Source organism: Streptomyces sp. NPDC050658, assembly GCF_044457025.1.
Lineage (GTDB): Bacteria > Actinomycetota > Actinomycetes > Streptomycetales > Streptomycetaceae > Streptomyces.
Map to the genome: position 1 here is coordinate 140,793 of NZ_JBITGM010000004.1, position 16,359 is coordinate 157,151.

Consider the following 16,359-nt stretch of genomic DNA (forward strand, 5'->3'; position numbering starts at 1 on the left):
CCGACTCTGAGTCGGACTATCGGCCCACGGCCGCTGTAGTGCCCAATGCACAGAGTCATCCTCGGGGAGGAGATGTGATCAGTACGTGTAGGCCCCCCGAGGAGCGCCCGTCGCCGGAAGCCCCGCCTCCACCGAGGTGGACAGTGGTTCGAGCGGCAACAACTCGCCCTCATACCACCTCAATAGAGGCGATAAGGTGTCGAGTCAGCGCTCAGATAGTTGTCATCACCATCCAGGAGAACCTTCCGTGACTCTTGCCATCGCGCCGTCCGAAGCAGCAGATCCGTCCGCCGGGGTCCCCGCGGCAGACGCACCCGCTGTCGCCGCGGCCGACGTGCCCGACCCGGTGGCCCGGGACGCCCGCGAGTTCGGCGCCTACGCGCGGACCGGCGGCTGGGGCTTCGCCCTGAAGGTCGCGCGCAGTGTGCGGCCCGGTGGCCAGAGCCCCCAGGAGCAGGACGCCGACGAGACGCCGAAGATCTCGGCGAAGCAGTTCAGCGAGCTCGCCGGCTGCTCGGCGGACCGCGTCATGCGCTACTACAAGGCCTGGGACAAGGCCGCCGACGACGGTCTCGTGCCGCACTTCGAGACCCTCAGCCCCGGCGTCGACATCGAACTCCCCGACGCCGACGCCTGGTTGACGTACTACGCGTCCCGTTCCAGCGCCCTCACGCCGCGTGGCACCGCGATCACGGAGGCCGCCGAGGCGGAGGGCATCCGCCCCACCAAGGCCCTGGAGGTCGCCGAGAACCCGACCGCGCTGCGGGCCGCGATCCTCGCCGACCCCGGCACCGCCGAGGCGGCCCGGCGGGCGCTGATGGACCGGCTCGACGAGGACCCGGCGCTGCGCACGGAGCTGGTCCGCGACATCGTCAGGGACGATGACCTGAAGAAGGCGGTCGCGGCCGAGGCCAAGTCGGGCGACCGGGTCGACTACGTCCGCCAGATCGTCGACAAGGGGCAGGTCAAGACTCCGGCGGGCCAGCTGATCGACGCGCCCGCCGAGCTGAAGGAGGAGGCCGAGCGGCACCTCTCCCTGATCGACGAGCTGGACGACGGCGAGGACTCCGGCGAGTGGGCCCGCGAGGCGTACGACACGGTGAAGGACCTGGTCGCGCAGACCGTGCAGAGCGACCCGCAGCTGCGGGTGCAGGAGCGCCGCGCGAAGTTCTACAGCAGCCTGCAGAAGGCGACGAAGGTCTTCGAGGAGCTGACCTTCGACGACGCCGAGGTCGACGACATCTACGAGGACGACATGCTGCTGCGCCTCGAGGAGCTGCAGCAGTCGATCGCCGCGTGCATCTCGGCGCTGCAGGCGGCGACCGCGGGTTCGACGAGTGCCGCTGCCGCCGTGGCCTCCGAGGCCGGTGCCGTCTTCGACGACATGCCGGCCTTCGACGCGGCCCCGGAAGCCGCGGACTCCGACATCCCGCGCTCCGAACTCCCGCACTCCGACGTCTCGCACTCCGATGTCTCGGACGTCACGCCGGACGCCGGCTGACGACCGCGGCCCCACCCCGCCCCGTACATCCCGATGATGACCAAGGGCCCACGCGTAGCCCTGGAGTCGTACGGAATGACCCATACGCGGGGGGATTCGCCGCACCGCGCACGCTCGTAGCTTCTTGATCAACGTACGGAGACCGGCGTACGGAATTGATCGAGAGGTCTTTGATCCATGCACGGCAAGGCATTCGCGCCCGAGTACCAGGGGGAACTGGGCTCGGCGCTGGGGGTGAACTCGTCCTACGAGGACGTGCGGACGGCGGCGGACCGTGCCCTCTCCGCGGCGGACACCACGCTGGAGAGGGCGCGCGCCGCACTCGCCCTGGCCGAGGCCAACCGGCGCCTCGGGCATGTGGACGAGGCGGGGGCCGCCTGGCGGCAGAGCTACCGCAGCGCGCGGGCCGCGGGGGACGGCGGAGCCATGGCCTGGGCGCTGTGGAGCGGCGGCACGCTGGCCCGCCAGTGCGGCCGACTGCGGCTCGCGCGGCGGCTGTTGGCGTGGGGCGTGACCCTCGCCGCCGACAGCGGGGAGCGACTCGCCCAGGGGTACGCGCTGGCCGGGCTCGCCGAGACGGGCCGTATCCAGGGGGATTACGCGGCGGTGGCGGCGCTGCACGAGCAGCTGCTCGAACAGGGGCGGGCGCACGGCGAGGCGCGGCACATGGTGTGGGCGATGTCGGGCATCGCCCAGATGCGGCGCAACACCGGCGACTACGCCGAGGCGCTGGAACTCTTCACCGAGTGCGTACGCATCGCGACGGAGGCGCAGGACGCGCGGGGGCGCGCGTGGTCGCTGCGCGGCGTGGCCGACGTACTGTCGCTGCGCGGCGAAACGGATCAGGCGCTGGCTCTCCTCTCGGAGGCGGAGGCGGTCTGCCGCGAGATGGACCTGGCGAGCGCGCTCGCGTACAACCACAAGATGCGCGGCAACGTCCTGTACCGGTGCGGACGTTACGCGGCGGCCCGCGACATGTACGCCACCGCTCTCGACGAGTTCCGCGCCATGCACGAGCCCCGCGGCACGGCACTGGCGAGCCTGGGCCTGGTCAAGTCGCGGGCCCGCCTCGGCCGCGACCGGACCAGGACACTGGCCGAACTCGCCGACCTGGAGCGGGAGTTCACCCGCATCGGACTACGCCACGCGAGCGAGACGGCCGCAGCCTTCCGCAAGGAGCTGGAGCCGGAGGCGGCCGAGAAGCGCGCGGCCTGAGCAGGGCGCGGGGGGGCGGCCCGGCTCCTACGCCGAGCGAGACGCAGGCCGATGTCCGCGAGGAGCGACGCGGCGGCCAACGTCGGGCACACCCGGCGGTTGTCGCGGCGCACCCGACACAGAGCACTGCACCGGACGGCACCCGGCGGTCGGTGCGGCGCCCCGTGCCGGGCACCACCCGGCTCAGCACGCGGTGATCGGCACTCGCGGGAGTGCGGCCGGAGCCTTCGGGGCCCGGCCGAAGACCGCCGCCGCACCTTCGACCACCTCGGCCGACCGACCGACGCGGCAGCCCACGTCGGGCACAACCGGCGGTTGTCGCGGCGCACCCGACACAGAGCACTGCACCGGACGGCACCCGGAGGTCGGCGTGGGCACCCCGTGCCGGGCACCACCCGGCTCAACACGCGTCGACCGGCACTCACGGGAGTACGGCCGGAACCTTCGAGGCCCCACCGACGACCGTCGCCGCACCTTCGACCCCTCGGCCGACCGACCGACGCGGCATGCCCCACGCGCCCGGCTCCCCCCTCAGTCCTGCGGCGCCCCCACCAGCTCAGTCCTGCGGCGCCGCCCCCGTCAGCAAGATCCGGATCCCCACCGTCCCGCTCATCCCCCGCCGGAGCCTGCTGCCCAGCAGGGTCAGGCGGCCGATCAGGCCGTACTTGCGGGCGATGAGGGTGCGGTAGCGGGCCGTGGTCTCCGGGTTGCAGATCTCCGCGGTGGCGGGGACCGGGTCGCCCGTCGGGTTGCCGCGCAGGTCGCAGGGGCCGACCAGGACGTCGGGGTTGTTGCGGATGCGCTTGACCTTCCAGGAGTCCGCGGCCGTCCAGACCCCCAGCGCGGCGCCGTCCTCGACCACCCAGACGGGGCTCGGCACCGGGGTGCCGTTCTTGCGGTAGCTGGTGACCAGCAGGTACTTGCCGCTGCCGAGCCGCGCCGATGCCGCTTCGTCCACTGTCCCGCTCCCGATCTCCGCGTCCGTCCCGGCCACTGATCGACGCCGGGTGCGCGATGTTACGCGCGCCGACGGGCGGCCGCGGCTTCGAAGAGGGGCCAGCCGTCCAGCTCCAGGGGCGGCGGGTCGTCGGGGCGCCATCCCTGGGCCAGAGCCGCGTCGAGGAAGGCTCGGACGGTGCCCGGCTCGTGGAGGTTCAGGAAGGCGCCGCCCGCGGTGCCGACCGCGCCCGCGTGCAGATACCCGTCGGGGACAAGCCGGTCCGGCCCTTCCCGGAAGAGCACGCGCAGCCGGCCACGGGCCCGGAAGAGCCGGATGTCGAGGACCTCGCAGCAGTCCTCGTAGCGCCCGTCGCCCAGCGCCCGGTGCGTGTGGCCCACGGTCCACAGGTAGACGTTCCCGTCGACGGCCAGGCGCCGTGACTTCTTCTCGTTGCGCGGCATCCGGCGATCGTAGAGCGGCGCCCCTGCCTCAGCGCGGCCAGTCCGGGGCCGGGTCCTCCGGGAGCAGCGGGCGGACCGCGCCCAGGACCGCGCCCACGCAGACGTCTCGCAGTTCCCGGCGCGTGCACGTCGGGTCCGTCAGCCAGTCGACGCACAGGACCTGGACGAAGACCAGCCAGCTCTTCAGGACGCCCGAGACCGCCTTGCGGGTGGTGGCGTCGGTGAGCCGGAGGGACCCGAGCAATCCCTCGCGCAGGGCGTCCAGTTCGTCCTGCATGATCGTCTGGATCAGCCGGTCGCCCGCGAGGACACGGTTCGCCGCGAGGACGGTGTTGCGGTGCTCCGCGAAGTACTCGATGTGCGCGTCCAGGCCCTCGACCAGCTGCTCGGCGAAGGTGTCGGCGGGGTCGAGCCGCGTCTTGGCGAGGAGCTGGTCCGCCACCTGCTGGTAGAGCGCGGCGAACAGGTCCCGCTTGCCGGGGAAGTGCTGGTAGAGCAGCGCGCGGGAGACCCCGGCCTGCTCGGCGACGCCCTCCATCAGCACCTCGTCGTACGGATGCGCGGCGAAGAGCCGCGCCGCGACGGCGAGGAGCTGGGCACGGCGATCTGCGGGGCTGAGCCGCTGGCGGGGAGGCACGGGGACAGCTTACTTGACACATGTCTAGTAGCTTCCCGTAGCGTGGGGCACGTCTTACTAGATGCGCGTCTACTAATGGCAGGGGGCAGTCGATCATGACCAGGGCACAGGTGCTGCGGGTCCTCGCACTGACGATGGGGTACGCCTGCGTGGCCATCGGCCTCTTCCACGTACTGCTCGGAAACGCCTCGATCCCGGGCGAGGGCTCGGCCGGTGCGACCATCGACAGCCTCGGGCGGTTCTTCGGTGCGATCTTCGCCGGGTACGGCCTCGCCTGGCTCTGGGCGGCCCGGCAGTCCCCCATTCCGGCCACGGCCGTGCGCTGGCTGACCGCCGTCTTCCTGCTCGGCGCGCTCGGGCGGGTCCTTTCGATCGCCGTGCACGGCTGGCCGCACGGCTTCCAGACGGGTCTTGCCGTCCTGGAGCTGACCCTGTCGCCCCTGCTCTTCTGGCTCGCCGACGCCGACGAGAAGTCGCCCGCGGACCAGACCTGGGTCAGGCAGGCAGCGCCGCCGTCGCCCTGAGCAGTTCCCGCACCAGCTCGAAGTCGATGTTCTCCGCCTTGCGGAAGCGCAGGCAGCCCTTGCCCATGTCGTGCCCGGCCAGCCGCTCCTCGAAGGCGCCGCGCACCTCGACGCGCAGGAGGTAGAAGGACACGTACTGCTTCTGGCTCGCGAAGGCGATCTCGGCGGTGCCGTTCCGCCCGTACGCGGGCATTCCGTACGCCATGACCTCGTCGAAGCCCGGCAGCTCGGCCCGGCACAGCTGCCGCAGCCGGGCCAGGGCGGCCCTGCGCTCCTCGGGCACCTCGGCCAGGTATCCGGTGACGTCTTCCGCCGCGCTCCGCACCATTCCCCGAGGATAAGCGGAGGGACACGCCCCGGCGGAAGTCGGCCACCGGGCCGGTTTGTATCCTCGGCAGGCAGTACGGAAGCCCCCCGGCGCCAGTACGGGCCGTGCCACCAGCAGTGAGAGGACACACCCATGACCACCGAGCTGAGCGCCGACGCCCTCGGCGGGCTCCGCGAGCGGGCCCTTCAGGACTACGAGGCCCTGGTCGCCCGCGGACTCAAGCTCGACCTCACGCGCGGCAAGCCGGCGCCCGAGCAGCTCGACCTCTCCGACGACCTGCTCAGCCTGCCGGGCGGCCGGCACACCTCGGCCGACGGCACCGACGTACGCAACTACGGGGGTCTCCAGGGCCTGCCCGAGCTGCGGGAGATCTTCGCCGGCGTCCTCCAGGTACCGGCCGGCCAGCTGCTCGCGCTCGGCAACTCCAGCCTTGAGCTGATGCACGACTGCCTCGTGCACGCCCTGCTGGGCGTGGTGCCCGGCGCCGAGTCGCGCTGGGTGGACCAGGAGCGCGTCAAGTTCCTCTGCCCGGTCCCCGGCTACGACCGGCACTTCGCGCTCTGCGAGCGGTTCGGCATCGACATGATCCCCGTGCCGATGACGGCCGAGGGACCCGACATGGACGTCGTGGAGCGCCTCGTCGCCGAGGACCCGGCGATCAAGGGCATCTGGTGCGTGCCGAAGTACAGCAACCCGGACGGCGTCTGCTACAGCGACGCGATCGTGACGCGCCTCGCCACGATGCGGACCGCGGCCCCCGACTTCCGGATCTTCTGGGACAACGCGTACGCCGCCCACCACCTCACCGACACGCCGGTCGAGATCGCCGATCTGCTCGCCGCGTGCGCGGACGCGGGCAACGCGGACCGGGCCTTCGTGTTCGGCTCCACCTCGAAGATCACCGCGGCGGGCGCCGGTGTCGCCTTCTTCGGCTCCTCGCCCGCGAACGTGAAGTGGCTCCTCGCCAACAACCAGAAGCGGTCGATCGGCCCCGACAAGATCAACCAGCTGCGGCACGTCCTCTTCCTTCGGGACGCGGACGGCGTGCGCGCCCACATGGAGCGCCAGCGTGCCCTGCTCCAGCCGAAGTTCGAGACGGTGGCCCGCATCCTGGACGCCGAGCTGGGCTCCACCGGCCTCGCCACGTGGACCGACCCCAAGGGCGGTTACTTCGTCACGCTCGAGGTGCCGGAAGGCTGCGCCAAGGAGGTCGTGCGCCGCGCCGCAGACGCGGGCATCGTGCTGACCCCGGCGGGCGCGACGCACCCGTACGGGGACGACCCGCGCGACGCCGTCATCCGCATCGCGCCGAGCTACCCGGGCCTCACGGAGCTGGAGCAGGCCATCGAGGGCCTCGCCGTCTGCGTGCGGCTCGTGGGGTACGAGAAGCAGGCCGCCTAGAGCCGGTCCGACGGAGGCGCGGGTTCACCCGGCCCGCCCGGCCGCCCTCGTCGACTTGAAAACGATGTTCATTTACCATGGGGGCTCCACCCGGCTTTCTTCCGCCAAGGAGTCCCCATGGGCACTGTCCGGACGGCGCCCCCGCCGGCCGCGCGGGACACCCGCGCCGCCGAGCGGGGCCTGCGCAGGACGCGCCAGCGCACCGCCGTACTGGAGACACTGGCCCGCTGCGCGGACTTCGTCTCGGCCCAGGAGCTGCACGCCCTGATGGCCGCGTCCGGCAGCACGGTCGGACTGACCACCGTCTACCGCACCCTGCGCGAACTCGGCCGCGCCGGTCTCGTCGACGTCGTACGCGACGAAGGCGGCGAGCGGCTCTATCTGCAGCGGCCCACGGACGAGCACAGCCACTACCTCATCTGCCGCTGCTGCGGGCGCAGTCAGCCGGTCGACGCGGAGGTCGTCGAGCGCTGGGCCGAGCGGCTCGGCGAGAGCACCGGGTTCGCCGCGCTCGAGCACACCCTGGAGCTGAGCGGAGTCTGCGCCCGCTGCCAGGCCGCCGAGGACCCCACTCCCTGCCGCAAGCCGGCGACCAGGGAAACTACGTCCGTGAACACGCCGACCGACCAGCCGTCGAAGCCCGCGCCGGTCTGGACCCTGCGGGCCGCCGAGCCCACCGACGTCGAGACGATCGCCGAGCTGCGCGCGACGGTGATGCGCCCGGACCTGGAGCGGCTCGGGCGGTTCGACGAGCACCGGGTGCGCCAGCGGTTCCGCGACGCCTTCCTGCCCCGGCACACCTCGGTGATCGTCGCCGACGGAGCCTTCGCGGGCTGTGTCGCACTGCGGCCCGCCCCGGACGGGCTGTGGCTCGAGCACTTCTATCTCGATCCCGCGCTCCAGGGCCGCGGCCTGGGCTCGGCCGTACTGCGCTCCCTGCTCGAACGGACCGACGCGGCAGGCGATCCCGTCCGCCTGAACGTGCTGCGGGGCAGCGCCGCGCGGCGGCTGTACGAGCGGCACGGGTTCAGCGTCGAGGAGCAGGACCCCGTCGACGTCTTCATGGTGCGCCGACCGGGCTCCTAGCCGGCACGGGCCGCGCGATTTGGCCCAAGCCACAGCGCCCCAAATGGCCTGAAGGGCGGACCACTTGGCTGGCTAATCTCTCCCCGTCGGGCCGGAACCAATCGGCCCGGCAGCCGCTGACCTGGGGAGAGTCGTGCCGATCCGGATCCTTCCGCCGAGGGGCGCACCGCGTGTCCTCGCCGCCGCCCAGCTGAGCAACTCCGTGGGCGACGGCGCCTATTACGTGACCTCGGCCCTCTACTTCACGCGGGTCGTCGGCCTCTCCCCCACCCAGATCGGGCTCGCCCTGACGATCGCGTGGGCCATCGGCTCCGTCACGGGTGTGCCGCTCGGGGCACTCGCCGACCGGCGGGGTCCGCGCGGCACGGCCGTACTGCTCGCCGTGGCCACCGGCGCGTCGGTCGGCTCCTTCCTCTTCATCCGCTCCTTCGTCCCCTTCCTCCTCACCGCCTGTCTGTACGCCGTCGCGCAGTGCGGACTCGCCGCGGCGCGCCAGGCGTTGCTCGCCGGTCTGGTGGATCCGGCGGCGCGTACGGGCGTCCTCGCGCATCTGCAGTCGACGCTCAACGCCGGGCTCGCCGTGGGCGCCGCGCTCGGCGGGCTCGCCCTGCGGCACGACACGCGGGAGGCCTACCTCGCGGTGTTCGCGCTCGACGCGGTCAGCTTCCTGCTCTGCGCGCTCACGCTGCTGCGACTGCCGTCGGTGCCGGGCCACTTGGGGCGCGCGAAGGACGAGCCGCGGTTCGCGGTGCTCAGGGACCGGCCGTATGCCGTGGTCACCGCGCTCAACGCGGTGCTGTTGCTGCGGATGCCGCTGCTCAGCCTCGCCGTTCCGCTGTGGATCGTGGAGCGGACGAACGCGCCGGGCTGGCTGGTCTCCGCGCTCTTCGTCCTCAACACCCTTGCCGTGACGGCCTTCCAGGTGCGGATGGCGCGCGGCGTCGACGGGCCGCGCACGGCGACCCGCGCGGTGCGCCGCTCCGGCCTGGTGATGTTCGCGTCGTGCGCGGCCTTCGCCTGCTCGGCAGCGGGGCTTCCCGTCTGGGCGACGGCGGCGGTCCTCGTGGCGGCTGCCGTGCTCCAGGTCGTCGCCGAGATGCAGCAGTCGGCCGGCTCCTGGCAGCTCGGCTTCGACCTGGCCCCGGCCGGTCGAGTGGGCCAGTACCAGGGCTTCTTCGGTACGGGGGTGCCGGTGGCCCGCACGCTTGGCCCGCTGCTGCTGACCTCGCTCCTGGTGACGTGGGGCGTGCCGGGGTGGCTGCTGCTCGGCGGCGTCCTTCTCATCGCCTCGCTGGCGATGGGCCCTGCGGTGCGCCGGGCCCAGTCGTCCGGAAGCGTGCGGCGTACGCCGACGGTGTCGTCCCCAAGTGCCGCGCGAAGGCCCGGCGCAGCGTCTCGTCGCTGCCGAGGCCGCCGCGTTCCGCCGCTTCCGTGACCGGGGTGTGCGCCCGTCGAGCAGGCTGGTCGCATCAGGGTCAGGGACAGCGACCGGAGACATCGGACCCGCGCTCCACGCCCTCCCCTCTCTTACGCCTACGACCGTCTCTCTTACGCCTACGACCGTCGCGCCTACGACAGGAGTCACGCCATGACCGCCTCCACCGCCGCCGGAGTCTCCGTCCCGGACACCGGGCTCGCCGCCGCGGCCACCGAACTGGTGCGGGACACCACGAGCGAGCTGATCTACCACCACTCGCGCCGCGTCTTCTGGTTCGGCAGCCTCCAGGGCGCGCGGCGCGGGCTCAGCTTCGACCCCGAACTCCTCTGCATCGGGGCGATGTTCCACGACCTGGGCCTGGGCGAGGCGTTCCGCGACAGTGGCCACCGGTTCGAGGTGGACGGCGCCGACGAGGCGCGCCGCTTCCTGCGGGGTCACGGTGTGCCGGAGGACGCCGTGCGCCGGGTGTGGACGGCCATCGCCCTGCACACCACTCCGGGCATCCCCGCGTTCATGGAGCCGGAGGTCGCGCTGGTCACCGCCGGGGTCGAGTACGACGTACTGGGCATCGGCTACGACGACCTGACCGCCGAGGACCATGCCGCGGTGACCGCGCTGCACCCCCGGCCCGACTTCAAGCGGCGCATCCTGGCAGCGTTCACCGAGGGGATCGCGCCCAAGCCGGAGACCGCCTTCGGGAACGTGAAGGCCGATGTCCTCGCCCACTTCGTCCCCGGCTTCACCCGCGGCGACTTCGTCGAGGTGATCCAGGGCTCCCCTTGGGCGGAGTAGGGGAGCAGGGGCGCAGCGGGCGAGTCGGTCAGCGGACACAGGGGTGTCAACTCGTGGTTGACAGTCAGAAGACTGTCAACCTAAGGTTGACACATGACGCAGCCCTCGCAGCCTTCGCACCCCATCCGCCTCGACGACCTGATCGAGGCCATCAAGAAGGTCCACACCGACGCTCTCGACCAGCTCACCGACGCCGTCATCGCCGCGGACCACCTGGGTGACGTCGCCGACCATCTGATCGGCCACTTCGTGGACCAGGCGCGCCGCTCCGGCGCGTCCTGGACGGACATCGGCAAGAGCATGGGGGTCACCCGGCAGGCCGCCCAGAAGCGGTTCGTGCCGAAGGAACCCGGCGAGGTCTCCGACCTCGATCCCCGGCAGGGGTTCAGCCGGTTCACCGACCGGGCCAGGAAGGTGGTCATGGCCGCGCAGGAGGAGGCGCGCGCCGCGGGCAACGACGAGACGGGCACGGCCCATCTCACCCTCGGCCTGCTGACCGAGCCCGACGCCCTCGCCGCCAAGGCGGTCGTCGCCCAGGGCGTGGCGCTGGACGCCGTACGCGAGCGGATCACGGATCAACTGCCGCCCGCCGTCGGCGACGTACCCGATCTGATCCCGTACGACTCGGGCGCGAAGAAGGCCCTTGAGCTGACCTTCCGCGAGGCACTGCGGCTCGGCCACAACTACATCGGGACGGAACACATCCTGCTCGCGCTCCTGGAGGCGGAGGACGGCTCGGGTCCGCTCACCGGCCTCGGCGTCCAGAAGGCGGCCGCCGAGGCGAACATCGTGCAGGCGGTGGAGGCGCTGCGCGCCGCGCACGAGCAGGGGTGAGGCGGGCGCCGTTCAGGTGCCGGCCTCCCGTTCGGCGGCGGCGCGCACCCGCGCCGCCTCCCGGACGGCCGCCACGTTCGCCTTGCCCTGCCGGGAGCCCGCCAGTTTCGCCTTGATGTGGTCGCGGACGAGGATCGGTCCGTACGCCAGGTCGTCGGCGGCGTCCAGATGGCTGGGCAGCGTGGCGATCACCGCGTCGACGTTGCCGTCGTGGAAGTAGGCGACGGAGCGCCGCCGCACGATGCCGCCGTCGACGACCGGCGGTTTGACGCGGTGCAGGGTGGACATCCAGCGGTCGTTGGTGAGCCGGGCGGTGAGGTCGCCCAGGTTGACCAGGAGCGCGCCCTCGACGGGCGTGACGTCGTGCCAGACCCCGTCGGTCCCGAGCACCTGAAGGCCCGGGATCCGGTCCGCCCACAGCACGGTCACCAGACCGTAGTCGGTGTGCTCGCCCATGCCGGTCAGGTCGCCGTCGAGGCTGACGGTGCCTTCCGGCAGCGCGTAGTTGTTCATGCGCAGTACGTCGATGGAGTGGTCGGTGAGCGGTTCGAAGAAGTCGGGACGCTCGCCCAGCGCGTCGGCGAAGATCCGCGTCAGGGTGCGGGCGACCCGTCCTGCGCGGGCGAAGTAGCGCAGCACCGCCTGTTCGAAGCCGTCGACCTCCGCGGGCCAGACGTTGATCCCGTAGTCGTCCTCGGAAAGGTCGAGTCCGGGGAACGAGCGGGCTTCGGTGCCGACGTTGAACGCCTCGAAGAAGTCGTTCATGCGTCCGGCGGACTCCACGCCGAGGCTCAGGCTGAGGGATTCGCTCCTGGGCGGGCTGTAGCCGCGGTTCGCCCCGGTGAGCCGGTAGCGCTTCTTCGTCTCCAGGGGCAGCCCGAAGAAACCGTCGACGGCACCCTTCAGGCCGTCCAGGATCTCGTCGGGAATCCCGTGGCCGAGGATCTGGACGAAGCCGACGCGGGAACAGGCGTCGTCGATCTCGCGCGCCACGCGGGCCCGTTCGGCCTCCGAGCCCGCTCCGTCGACGTACGGGCCGATGTCGATGACAGGGACTTCGAAGGGGCTGTCGTTCGCGGACCGGGGCATGGGCCACTCCCGTCATAGGCGTCGCCGCGATGCTACGGGGTGTGCGGGGCGTTACGGGGTGGGCTCACCCTCCAGCCTGCGCAGCCGCTCGGCGTCGCAGACCCGTGGGCAGGTCCCGCACGCCTCGGTCGCGGGGATCGCGTAATAGAGGCAGCAGCCCAGGCGCGTACGGGTGGGGTGGCGCGCGCCGTCGCGTGTCGTGAGGTGCCGGAAGGCGGCGCCGCCGGGGAACGGCTCGACGGGCCCCGGGAGCAGCGCGTCGACGGCCCGCAGTGCCGCGTCCTCCTCGCCGAGCATCCGGCCCAGGTACCAGATCCCGGAGATGAGGTCGTCGCCGGCCATGCCCCACAACGCCCGCGGCCCGCGCCGCAGTCGGGGGCCGATCGCGGTGAGCAGCGGCCGCATGTGGGCGACCACCGCCGCGCGCAGCTCGACGCGGAGCGACTCCTCGTCCGGCAGCACCCGGATGCCGGGGTGTCCGGCGGCCGGGTCGTCCGGCAGACAGGCGAAGGGGCCGGGGGTGACCTCGAAGGCGCCGGTCGCGAGATCGACGCGGACGTCGGCCGGCTCGACCCGCGGCACGCGTCGCTCCAGATGCCACGGGCCGCTCATGAGCAGCGAGACCGACCAGAGGTAGTCGTGCAGCGCGCGGGACGCGGCGACGTCCGGCCGGGGCGTGTGGTCGTGGGCGGCGCGGATGCGGTCGGCCTCGGCCGCCACGAACGCCGCGAGTGCGCTCTCGTCCCGCGCCAACTCCGCACCGCTGAGCAGGCCCTGACGCTCCGTCACACCGGGTTTCGCGACCGTGACATCGAGCGACGCGCAGCGCTCGGCGAGCCTCCGGTAGGTGGCGGCAAGCCGGATGGCGGGGCTCAGGGCGGCGGCGGTCGGCGCCGGCGCCACGGTCAGCGGCACGCGTACTCCAAGGAAAGAAGGCGGGCAGGCAGGACGACGAGTGGTGCTCCGACGGAATGATCCGCTGCACCAAAGTAAGCCTTACCTTACTGACAAAATCCTTGCCGTCCGCTCAAGCGGTGTCGCGCGCCGCGCCCTGCCACCTCGGCGTAACGCCCTGCGCACAGGTAGTTGACAGTTTTAGGTATACCTAACCTAAACTCCTCCCCCGTGTCCAAGATCGATCAGGCCGCCCCACCAGGCGGTCTCTCCGCACGGCGGATCCCTCTACTCCTCGCCGGAGTCGGCGCGTTGGTGCTGTGCGCCGCGCTGAGCCTGGCCCTGGGAGCCCGCTCCGTGCCGCTGTCCACAGTGGCCGACGCCCTCTTCGGCGACGCCCATGGACGGGACGCGATCGTGGTCACGGGACTGCGGCTGCCCCGCACCGTCGTCGCGCTCGCGGTGGGCGCAGCGCTCGGCGTGGCCGGTGCGGTCGCCCAGGGCATCACGCGCAATCCGCTCGCCTCCCCGACCACGCTCGGCATCAACGCGGGCGCGGGTTTCGCGGTCGTCGTCGCGATCTACGCCCTGCATCTCACCCAGCCCGTCGAGTACCTGTGGTTCGCCTTCGCCGGAGCCGCCGGTGCGGGCCTGCTCGCCCAGCTCCTGGCGCGGCGCGCCGGTGACCTCGACCCGGTGCGGCTCGCGCTCGGCGGTGTCGTACTCCAGATGGTGCTCCTGTCCTGGACACAGGCCGTGATGCTGGCCAGCGAACGCACCCTGGACGAGGCGCGCTTCTGGCTCGCGGGGTCGCTGTCCGGCCGCACCCTCGACGTGCTCTGGCCGGTACTGCCCACTCTGGTCGTCGGCCTGGTCATGGCCGTCGCCATCTCGCCCGCCCTCAACGCGCTCGCCCTGGGCGACGACTCGGCGCAGGCGCTCGGCGTGCCGGTCGCCAGGATCCGGGCGGTCGGCGGGATCGCGGTCGTGCTGCTCGCCGGGTCGGCGGTCGCGGTCGCCGGGCCCGTCGCCTTCATCGGGCTCGCCGCACCGCACCTGGTGCGGCTCGCGGTCGGCTCGGACCACCGGCTGCTCGTGCCGGGCTGTCTGATCGCCGGACCGTTGCTGCTGCTCGCCGCCGATGTGCTCGGCCGGGTCGTCGTGCGCCCCTCCGAGCTGGAGGTCGGCATCGTCAGCGCCTTCCTCGGCGCACCGCTGCTCGCGGTCCTCGCCCGGAAGGTGGCACGATGACCGTCTTCGCCGTACGTGGGACGAAGGCCGCGCCGACCGGGGTGCGCGCCCGGCAGACGCGCCGCCTCGTACTGCTCGCGCTCTGCGGCCTCGCCGCTCTCTTCGTCCTCGTCACGCTCGCCCTGACGACCGGACAGATGCCGCTGTCCGCCTCCGTGGCGCTGCGCGGCCTCGTCGGTCTCGGCGACCCCGGCGACGTCCTCGTCGTCCAGGACTTCCGGGCGCCCCGGATGACCGCCGCGGTCGTCGCCGGGATCGGGCTCGGCGTCGGCGGTGCGCTGCTGCAGCGGGTGTTCCGCAATCCGCTGGCCTCGCCCGACGTGATGGGCGTGACCGGCGGTGCCTCCTTCGGTGCCGTCGTGCTGCTCGCCACCGGGGCCTCGCAGACGCTGATCCCGGTGGCCGCGCTCGGCGGCGGGATGCTCGCGGCGCTGCTGCTCGGCGTGTTCGGCTGGCGCTCGGGACTCACCGTGACCCGGCTTGTGCTCGTCGGCCTCGCCGTGCAGGCGGGTCTCGCCGCCGCGGTGAACCTGATGGTCGTACGCTTCCCCGCCGAACTCGCGGGCTCCGCCCTGCAGTGGACCACCGGATCGCTCTACGGGCGTACCTGGACCGAGGTGGGAGCCGCCGGTGGCGCGACGGCGCTCGCGCTGTTCGCCGCGTTCGCGCTCCAACGGCGGCTCGCCGTCCTGGACCTGGGCGACGAATCGGCGGGCGGCCTCGGCCTGAATCCGTCCACCGCGCGGCTCCAGTTGCTGATCACGGCGATCGTCCTGGCCTCGCTGGCCGCCGCGCTCACCGGGCCCGTCGCGTTCGTGGCCCTTGCCGTGCCGCACCTCGTGCGGTTCGTGGCGGGGCCGCCGACTCCGGGGACGCTCGCGCTGACCGGCCTCACCGGGGCCGTCCTGCTGCTCGCATCGGACCTGATCGTGCAGCACCTGCTGCCCGTCTCCGGCCTTCCGGTCGGAGTGGTCACCGCGACGCTCGGCGCCCCCTGGCTCCTCGCCTTGATGATCCGACAGAGCAGGCCCGTCAACCGGAGTGCCGCATGAGCCCCACCCAGACGTCCGCACCGGCGTCTCCCGCCAACCAGCTCTCCACGCACGGCCTGGATCTGCGCTACGGCGACAAGGTCGTCGTCGGCGGCCTCGACGTGACGCTGCCCGGCGGCGCCGTCACCGCCATCGTCGGCCCCAACGCCTGCGGCAAGTCCACCCTGTTGCGCGGCCTCACCCGGCTGCTCGCACCGGCCGGCGGCACCGTCGCCCTGGACGGCGCGGACATCCACCGCATGTCGGCGCGGTCCCTCGCCCGGCGGATGGGCCTGCTGCCGCAGCAGCCCGTGACGCCCGACGCGATCAGCGTCGAGGCGCTGGTCCGGCTCGGCCGCTACCCGCACCAGAGCTTCCTCAGCCCCTGGTCCAAGGCCGACCAGGCGGCGGTGGACGCCGCGTTGGAGCGCACCGGCACCGCCGAGCTGCGCGACCGGAGCGTGGACCAGCTCTCCGGAGGCCAGCGGCAGCGGGCCTGGATCGCCCTCGCGCTGGCCCAGGACACCGAACTGCTGCTGCTCGACGAGCCGACCACGTTCCTCGATCTGCGGCACCAGCTCGACGTACTCGACCTGGTCGCCGATCTGCACGCCGGGGCCGGCCGCACCGTGGTGATGGTGCTGCACGACCTCGGGCAGGCCGCCCGGTACGCGGACCACCTGGTCGTCCTCAAGGACGGGCAGCTGGCCGCCGCAGGCGCGCCCGCCGACGTACTCGACGCCGGACTCGTCAAGGACGTGTTCGACGTCGACTGCCGGGTCATCCCCGACCCGGAGACCGGCACCCCGCTGGTCGTCCCGAAGGGCAGAGCCGCCCGTCACACCACGGGCGGTCCGGCCGTCCCCGCCTGACCGCCCGCGGCCCGCTGCCCGCTGCCCGCTGCCCGCTGTTCAACGTCCCGTCACCCTCACCGCTC

General features: G+C 72.5%; 17 protein-coding genes and 1 pseudogene. 12 read left to right on the forward strand and 6 right to left on the reverse strand.

Going from position 1 to position 16,359, the window contains the following annotated elements; genetic code table 11:
* The first annotated feature begins 247 nt into the window (after positions 1–247).
* Positions 248–1,501: a hypothetical protein gene (locus ACIBKX_RS16235; protein ID WP_399375799.1), complete on the forward strand. Its 1,254-nt coding sequence runs from the start codon at positions 248–250 to the stop codon at positions 1,499–1,501.
* Positions 1,502–1,678: 177 nt separating this feature from the next.
* On the forward strand, positions 1,679–2,716 hold the full coding sequence (locus ACIBKX_RS16240) for a tetratricopeptide repeat protein (protein ID WP_363274589.1): 1,038 nt from the start codon (positions 1,679–1,681) through the stop codon (positions 2,714–2,716).
* A gap of 556 nt (positions 2,717–3,272) precedes the next feature.
* Here ACIBKX_RS16240 and ACIBKX_RS16245 read toward each other — a convergent pair.
* Genes ACIBKX_RS16245 through ACIBKX_RS16255 form a run of 3 tightly spaced genes read right to left on the reverse strand, consistent with a single transcriptional unit; the run spans position 3,273 to position 4,754 of the window.
* Positions 3,273–3,674 carry a PPOX class F420-dependent oxidoreductase gene (locus ACIBKX_RS16245; protein WP_363274588.1) on the reverse strand — a complete coding sequence of 134 codons (402 nt, stop codon included), beginning with the start codon at positions 3,672–3,674 and terminating at the stop codon, positions 3,273–3,275.
* A 59-nt stretch (positions 3,675–3,733) separates the two neighbouring features.
* On the reverse strand, positions 3,734–4,117 hold the full coding sequence (locus ACIBKX_RS16250; protein WP_363274587.1) for a hypothetical protein: 384 nt from the start codon (positions 4,115–4,117) through the stop codon (positions 3,734–3,736).
* A gap of 28 nt (positions 4,118–4,145) precedes the next feature.
* Complete coding sequence (locus ACIBKX_RS16255) at positions 4,146–4,754, reverse strand: TetR/AcrR family transcriptional regulator (RefSeq protein WP_363274586.1); 609 nt, start codon at positions 4,752–4,754, stop codon at positions 4,146–4,148.
* Positions 4,755–4,849: 95 nt separating this feature from the next.
* Between ACIBKX_RS16255 and ACIBKX_RS16260 the strand changes: the two genes are divergently transcribed.
* Positions 4,850–5,278 (forward strand): DUF4345 domain-containing protein, encoded by a 429-nt coding sequence (locus ACIBKX_RS16260; protein ID WP_363274585.1) that lies wholly within the window; start codon positions 4,850–4,852, stop codon positions 5,276–5,278.
* On the opposite strand, the gene ACIBKX_RS16265 is transcribed toward ACIBKX_RS16260, so the two are convergent.
* Positions 5,250–5,606: a DUF1801 domain-containing protein gene (locus ACIBKX_RS16265; RefSeq protein ID WP_363274584.1), complete on the reverse strand. Its 357-nt coding sequence runs from the start codon at positions 5,604–5,606 to the stop codon at positions 5,250–5,252. The two genes, ACIBKX_RS16260 and ACIBKX_RS16265, sit on opposite strands and share 29 nt — an antisense overlap.
* Before the next feature lie 132 nt (positions 5,607–5,738).
* Here ACIBKX_RS16265 and ACIBKX_RS16270 point away from each other — a divergent pair, with 132 nt between their 5' ends.
* The 6 genes and pseudogenes from ACIBKX_RS16270 (at position 5,739) to ACIBKX_RS16295 (ending at position 11,157) form a co-directional block, all read left to right on the forward strand.
* Positions 5,739–7,007 carry an aminotransferase class I/II-fold pyridoxal phosphate-dependent enzyme gene (locus ACIBKX_RS16270; protein ID WP_363274583.1) on the forward strand — a complete coding sequence of 423 codons (1,269 nt, stop codon included), beginning with the start codon at positions 5,739–5,741 and terminating at the stop codon, positions 7,005–7,007.
* A gap of 117 nt (positions 7,008–7,124) precedes the next feature.
* Positions 7,125–7,526, forward strand: a pseudogene (locus ACIBKX_RS16275) (Fur family transcriptional regulator); the annotation flags it as partial.
* 138 nt (positions 7,527–7,664) lie between these two features.
* Positions 7,665–8,093, forward strand: a complete 429-nt coding sequence (locus ACIBKX_RS16280; protein ID WP_363274734.1) for a GNAT family N-acetyltransferase — start codon at positions 7,665–7,667, stop codon at positions 8,091–8,093.
* Positions 8,094–8,226: 133 nt separating this feature from the next.
* The gene (locus ACIBKX_RS16285) at positions 8,227–9,528 is read left to right on the forward strand and encodes an MFS transporter (RefSeq protein WP_363274582.1); all 1,302 of its coding nucleotides are present in this window, start codon (positions 8,227–8,229) and stop codon (positions 9,526–9,528) included.
* 153 nt (positions 9,529–9,681) lie between these two features.
* Positions 9,682–10,323 carry an HD domain-containing protein gene (locus ACIBKX_RS16290; protein ID WP_363274581.1) on the forward strand — a complete coding sequence of 214 codons (642 nt, stop codon included), beginning with the start codon at positions 9,682–9,684 and terminating at the stop codon, positions 10,321–10,323.
* A gap of 93 nt (positions 10,324–10,416) precedes the next feature.
* Complete coding sequence (locus ACIBKX_RS16295) at positions 10,417–11,157, forward strand: Clp protease N-terminal domain-containing protein (RefSeq protein ID WP_363274580.1); 741 nt, start codon at positions 10,417–10,419, stop codon at positions 11,155–11,157.
* 12 nt (positions 11,158–11,169) lie between these two features.
* Here the strand turns inward: ACIBKX_RS16295 and ACIBKX_RS16300 are convergent, their stop codons facing one another.
* Positions 11,170–12,246: a 2-oxoglutarate and iron-dependent oxygenase domain-containing protein gene (locus tag ACIBKX_RS16300; RefSeq protein WP_363274579.1), complete on the reverse strand. Its 1,077-nt coding sequence runs from the start codon at positions 12,244–12,246 to the stop codon at positions 11,170–11,172.
* 51 nt (positions 12,247–12,297) lie between these two features.
* Entirely contained in the window at positions 12,298–13,155 is an 858-nt protein-coding gene (locus ACIBKX_RS16305) for a (2Fe-2S)-binding protein (protein WP_363274733.1), read from the reverse strand.
* 216 nt (positions 13,156–13,371) lie between these two features.
* Here ACIBKX_RS16305 and ACIBKX_RS16310 point away from each other — a divergent pair, with 216 nt between their 5' ends.
* Genes ACIBKX_RS16310 through ACIBKX_RS16320 form a run of 3 tightly spaced genes read left to right on the forward strand, consistent with a single transcriptional unit; the run spans position 13,372 to position 16,294 of the window.
* Positions 13,372–14,391, forward strand: a complete 1,020-nt coding sequence (locus tag ACIBKX_RS16310) for an iron chelate uptake ABC transporter family permease subunit (RefSeq protein WP_363274577.1) — start codon at positions 13,372–13,374, stop codon at positions 14,389–14,391.
* The gene (locus ACIBKX_RS16315) at positions 14,388–15,443 is read left to right on the forward strand and encodes an iron ABC transporter permease (protein WP_363274576.1); all 1,056 of its coding nucleotides are present in this window, start codon (positions 14,388–14,390) and stop codon (positions 15,441–15,443) included. The genes ACIBKX_RS16310 and ACIBKX_RS16315 overlap by 4 nt, the downstream gene beginning before the upstream one ends.
* Complete coding sequence (locus tag ACIBKX_RS16320) at positions 15,440–16,294, forward strand: ABC transporter ATP-binding protein (protein WP_363274574.1); 855 nt, start codon at positions 15,440–15,442, stop codon at positions 16,292–16,294. Before ACIBKX_RS16315 ends, ACIBKX_RS16320 begins: the two co-directional genes overlap by 4 nt.
* Positions 16,295–16,359: the final 65 nt, after the last annotated feature.

Bases quoted from the DNA above. Each gene is read 5' to 3' on its own strand.
- ACIBKX_RS16265 (WP_363274584.1), bottom strand. From the start codon at position 5,606: ATGGTGCGGAGCGCGGCGGAAGACGTCACCGGATACCTGGCCGAGGTG.
- ACIBKX_RS16260 (WP_363274585.1), top strand. From the start codon at position 4,850: ATGACCAGGGCACAGGTGCTGCGGGTCCTCGCACTGACGATGGGGTAC.
- ACIBKX_RS16320 (WP_363274574.1), top strand. From the start codon at position 15,440: ATGAGCCCCACCCAGACGTCCGCACCGGCGTCTCCCGCCAACCAGCTC.
- ACIBKX_RS16315 (WP_363274576.1), top strand. From the start codon at position 14,388: ATGACCGTCTTCGCCGTACGTGGGACGAAGGCCGCGCCGACCGGGGTG.
- ACIBKX_RS16250 (WP_363274587.1), bottom strand. From the start codon at position 4,117: ATGCCGCGCAACGAGAAGAAGTCACGGCGCCTGGCCGTCGACGGGAAC.
- ACIBKX_RS16270 (WP_363274583.1), top strand. From the start codon at position 5,739: ATGACCACCGAGCTGAGCGCCGACGCCCTCGGCGGGCTCCGCGAGCGG.
- ACIBKX_RS16240 (WP_363274589.1), top strand. From the start codon at position 1,679: ATGCACGGCAAGGCATTCGCGCCCGAGTACCAGGGGGAACTGGGCTCG.
- ACIBKX_RS16295 (WP_363274580.1), top strand. From the start codon at position 10,417: ATGACGCAGCCCTCGCAGCCTTCGCACCCCATCCGCCTCGACGACCTG.
- ACIBKX_RS16290 (WP_363274581.1), top strand. From the start codon at position 9,682: ATGACCGCCTCCACCGCCGCCGGAGTCTCCGTCCCGGACACCGGGCTC.
- ACIBKX_RS16300 (WP_363274579.1), bottom strand. From the start codon at position 12,246: ATGCCCCGGTCCGCGAACGACAGCCCCTTCGAAGTCCCTGTCATCGAC.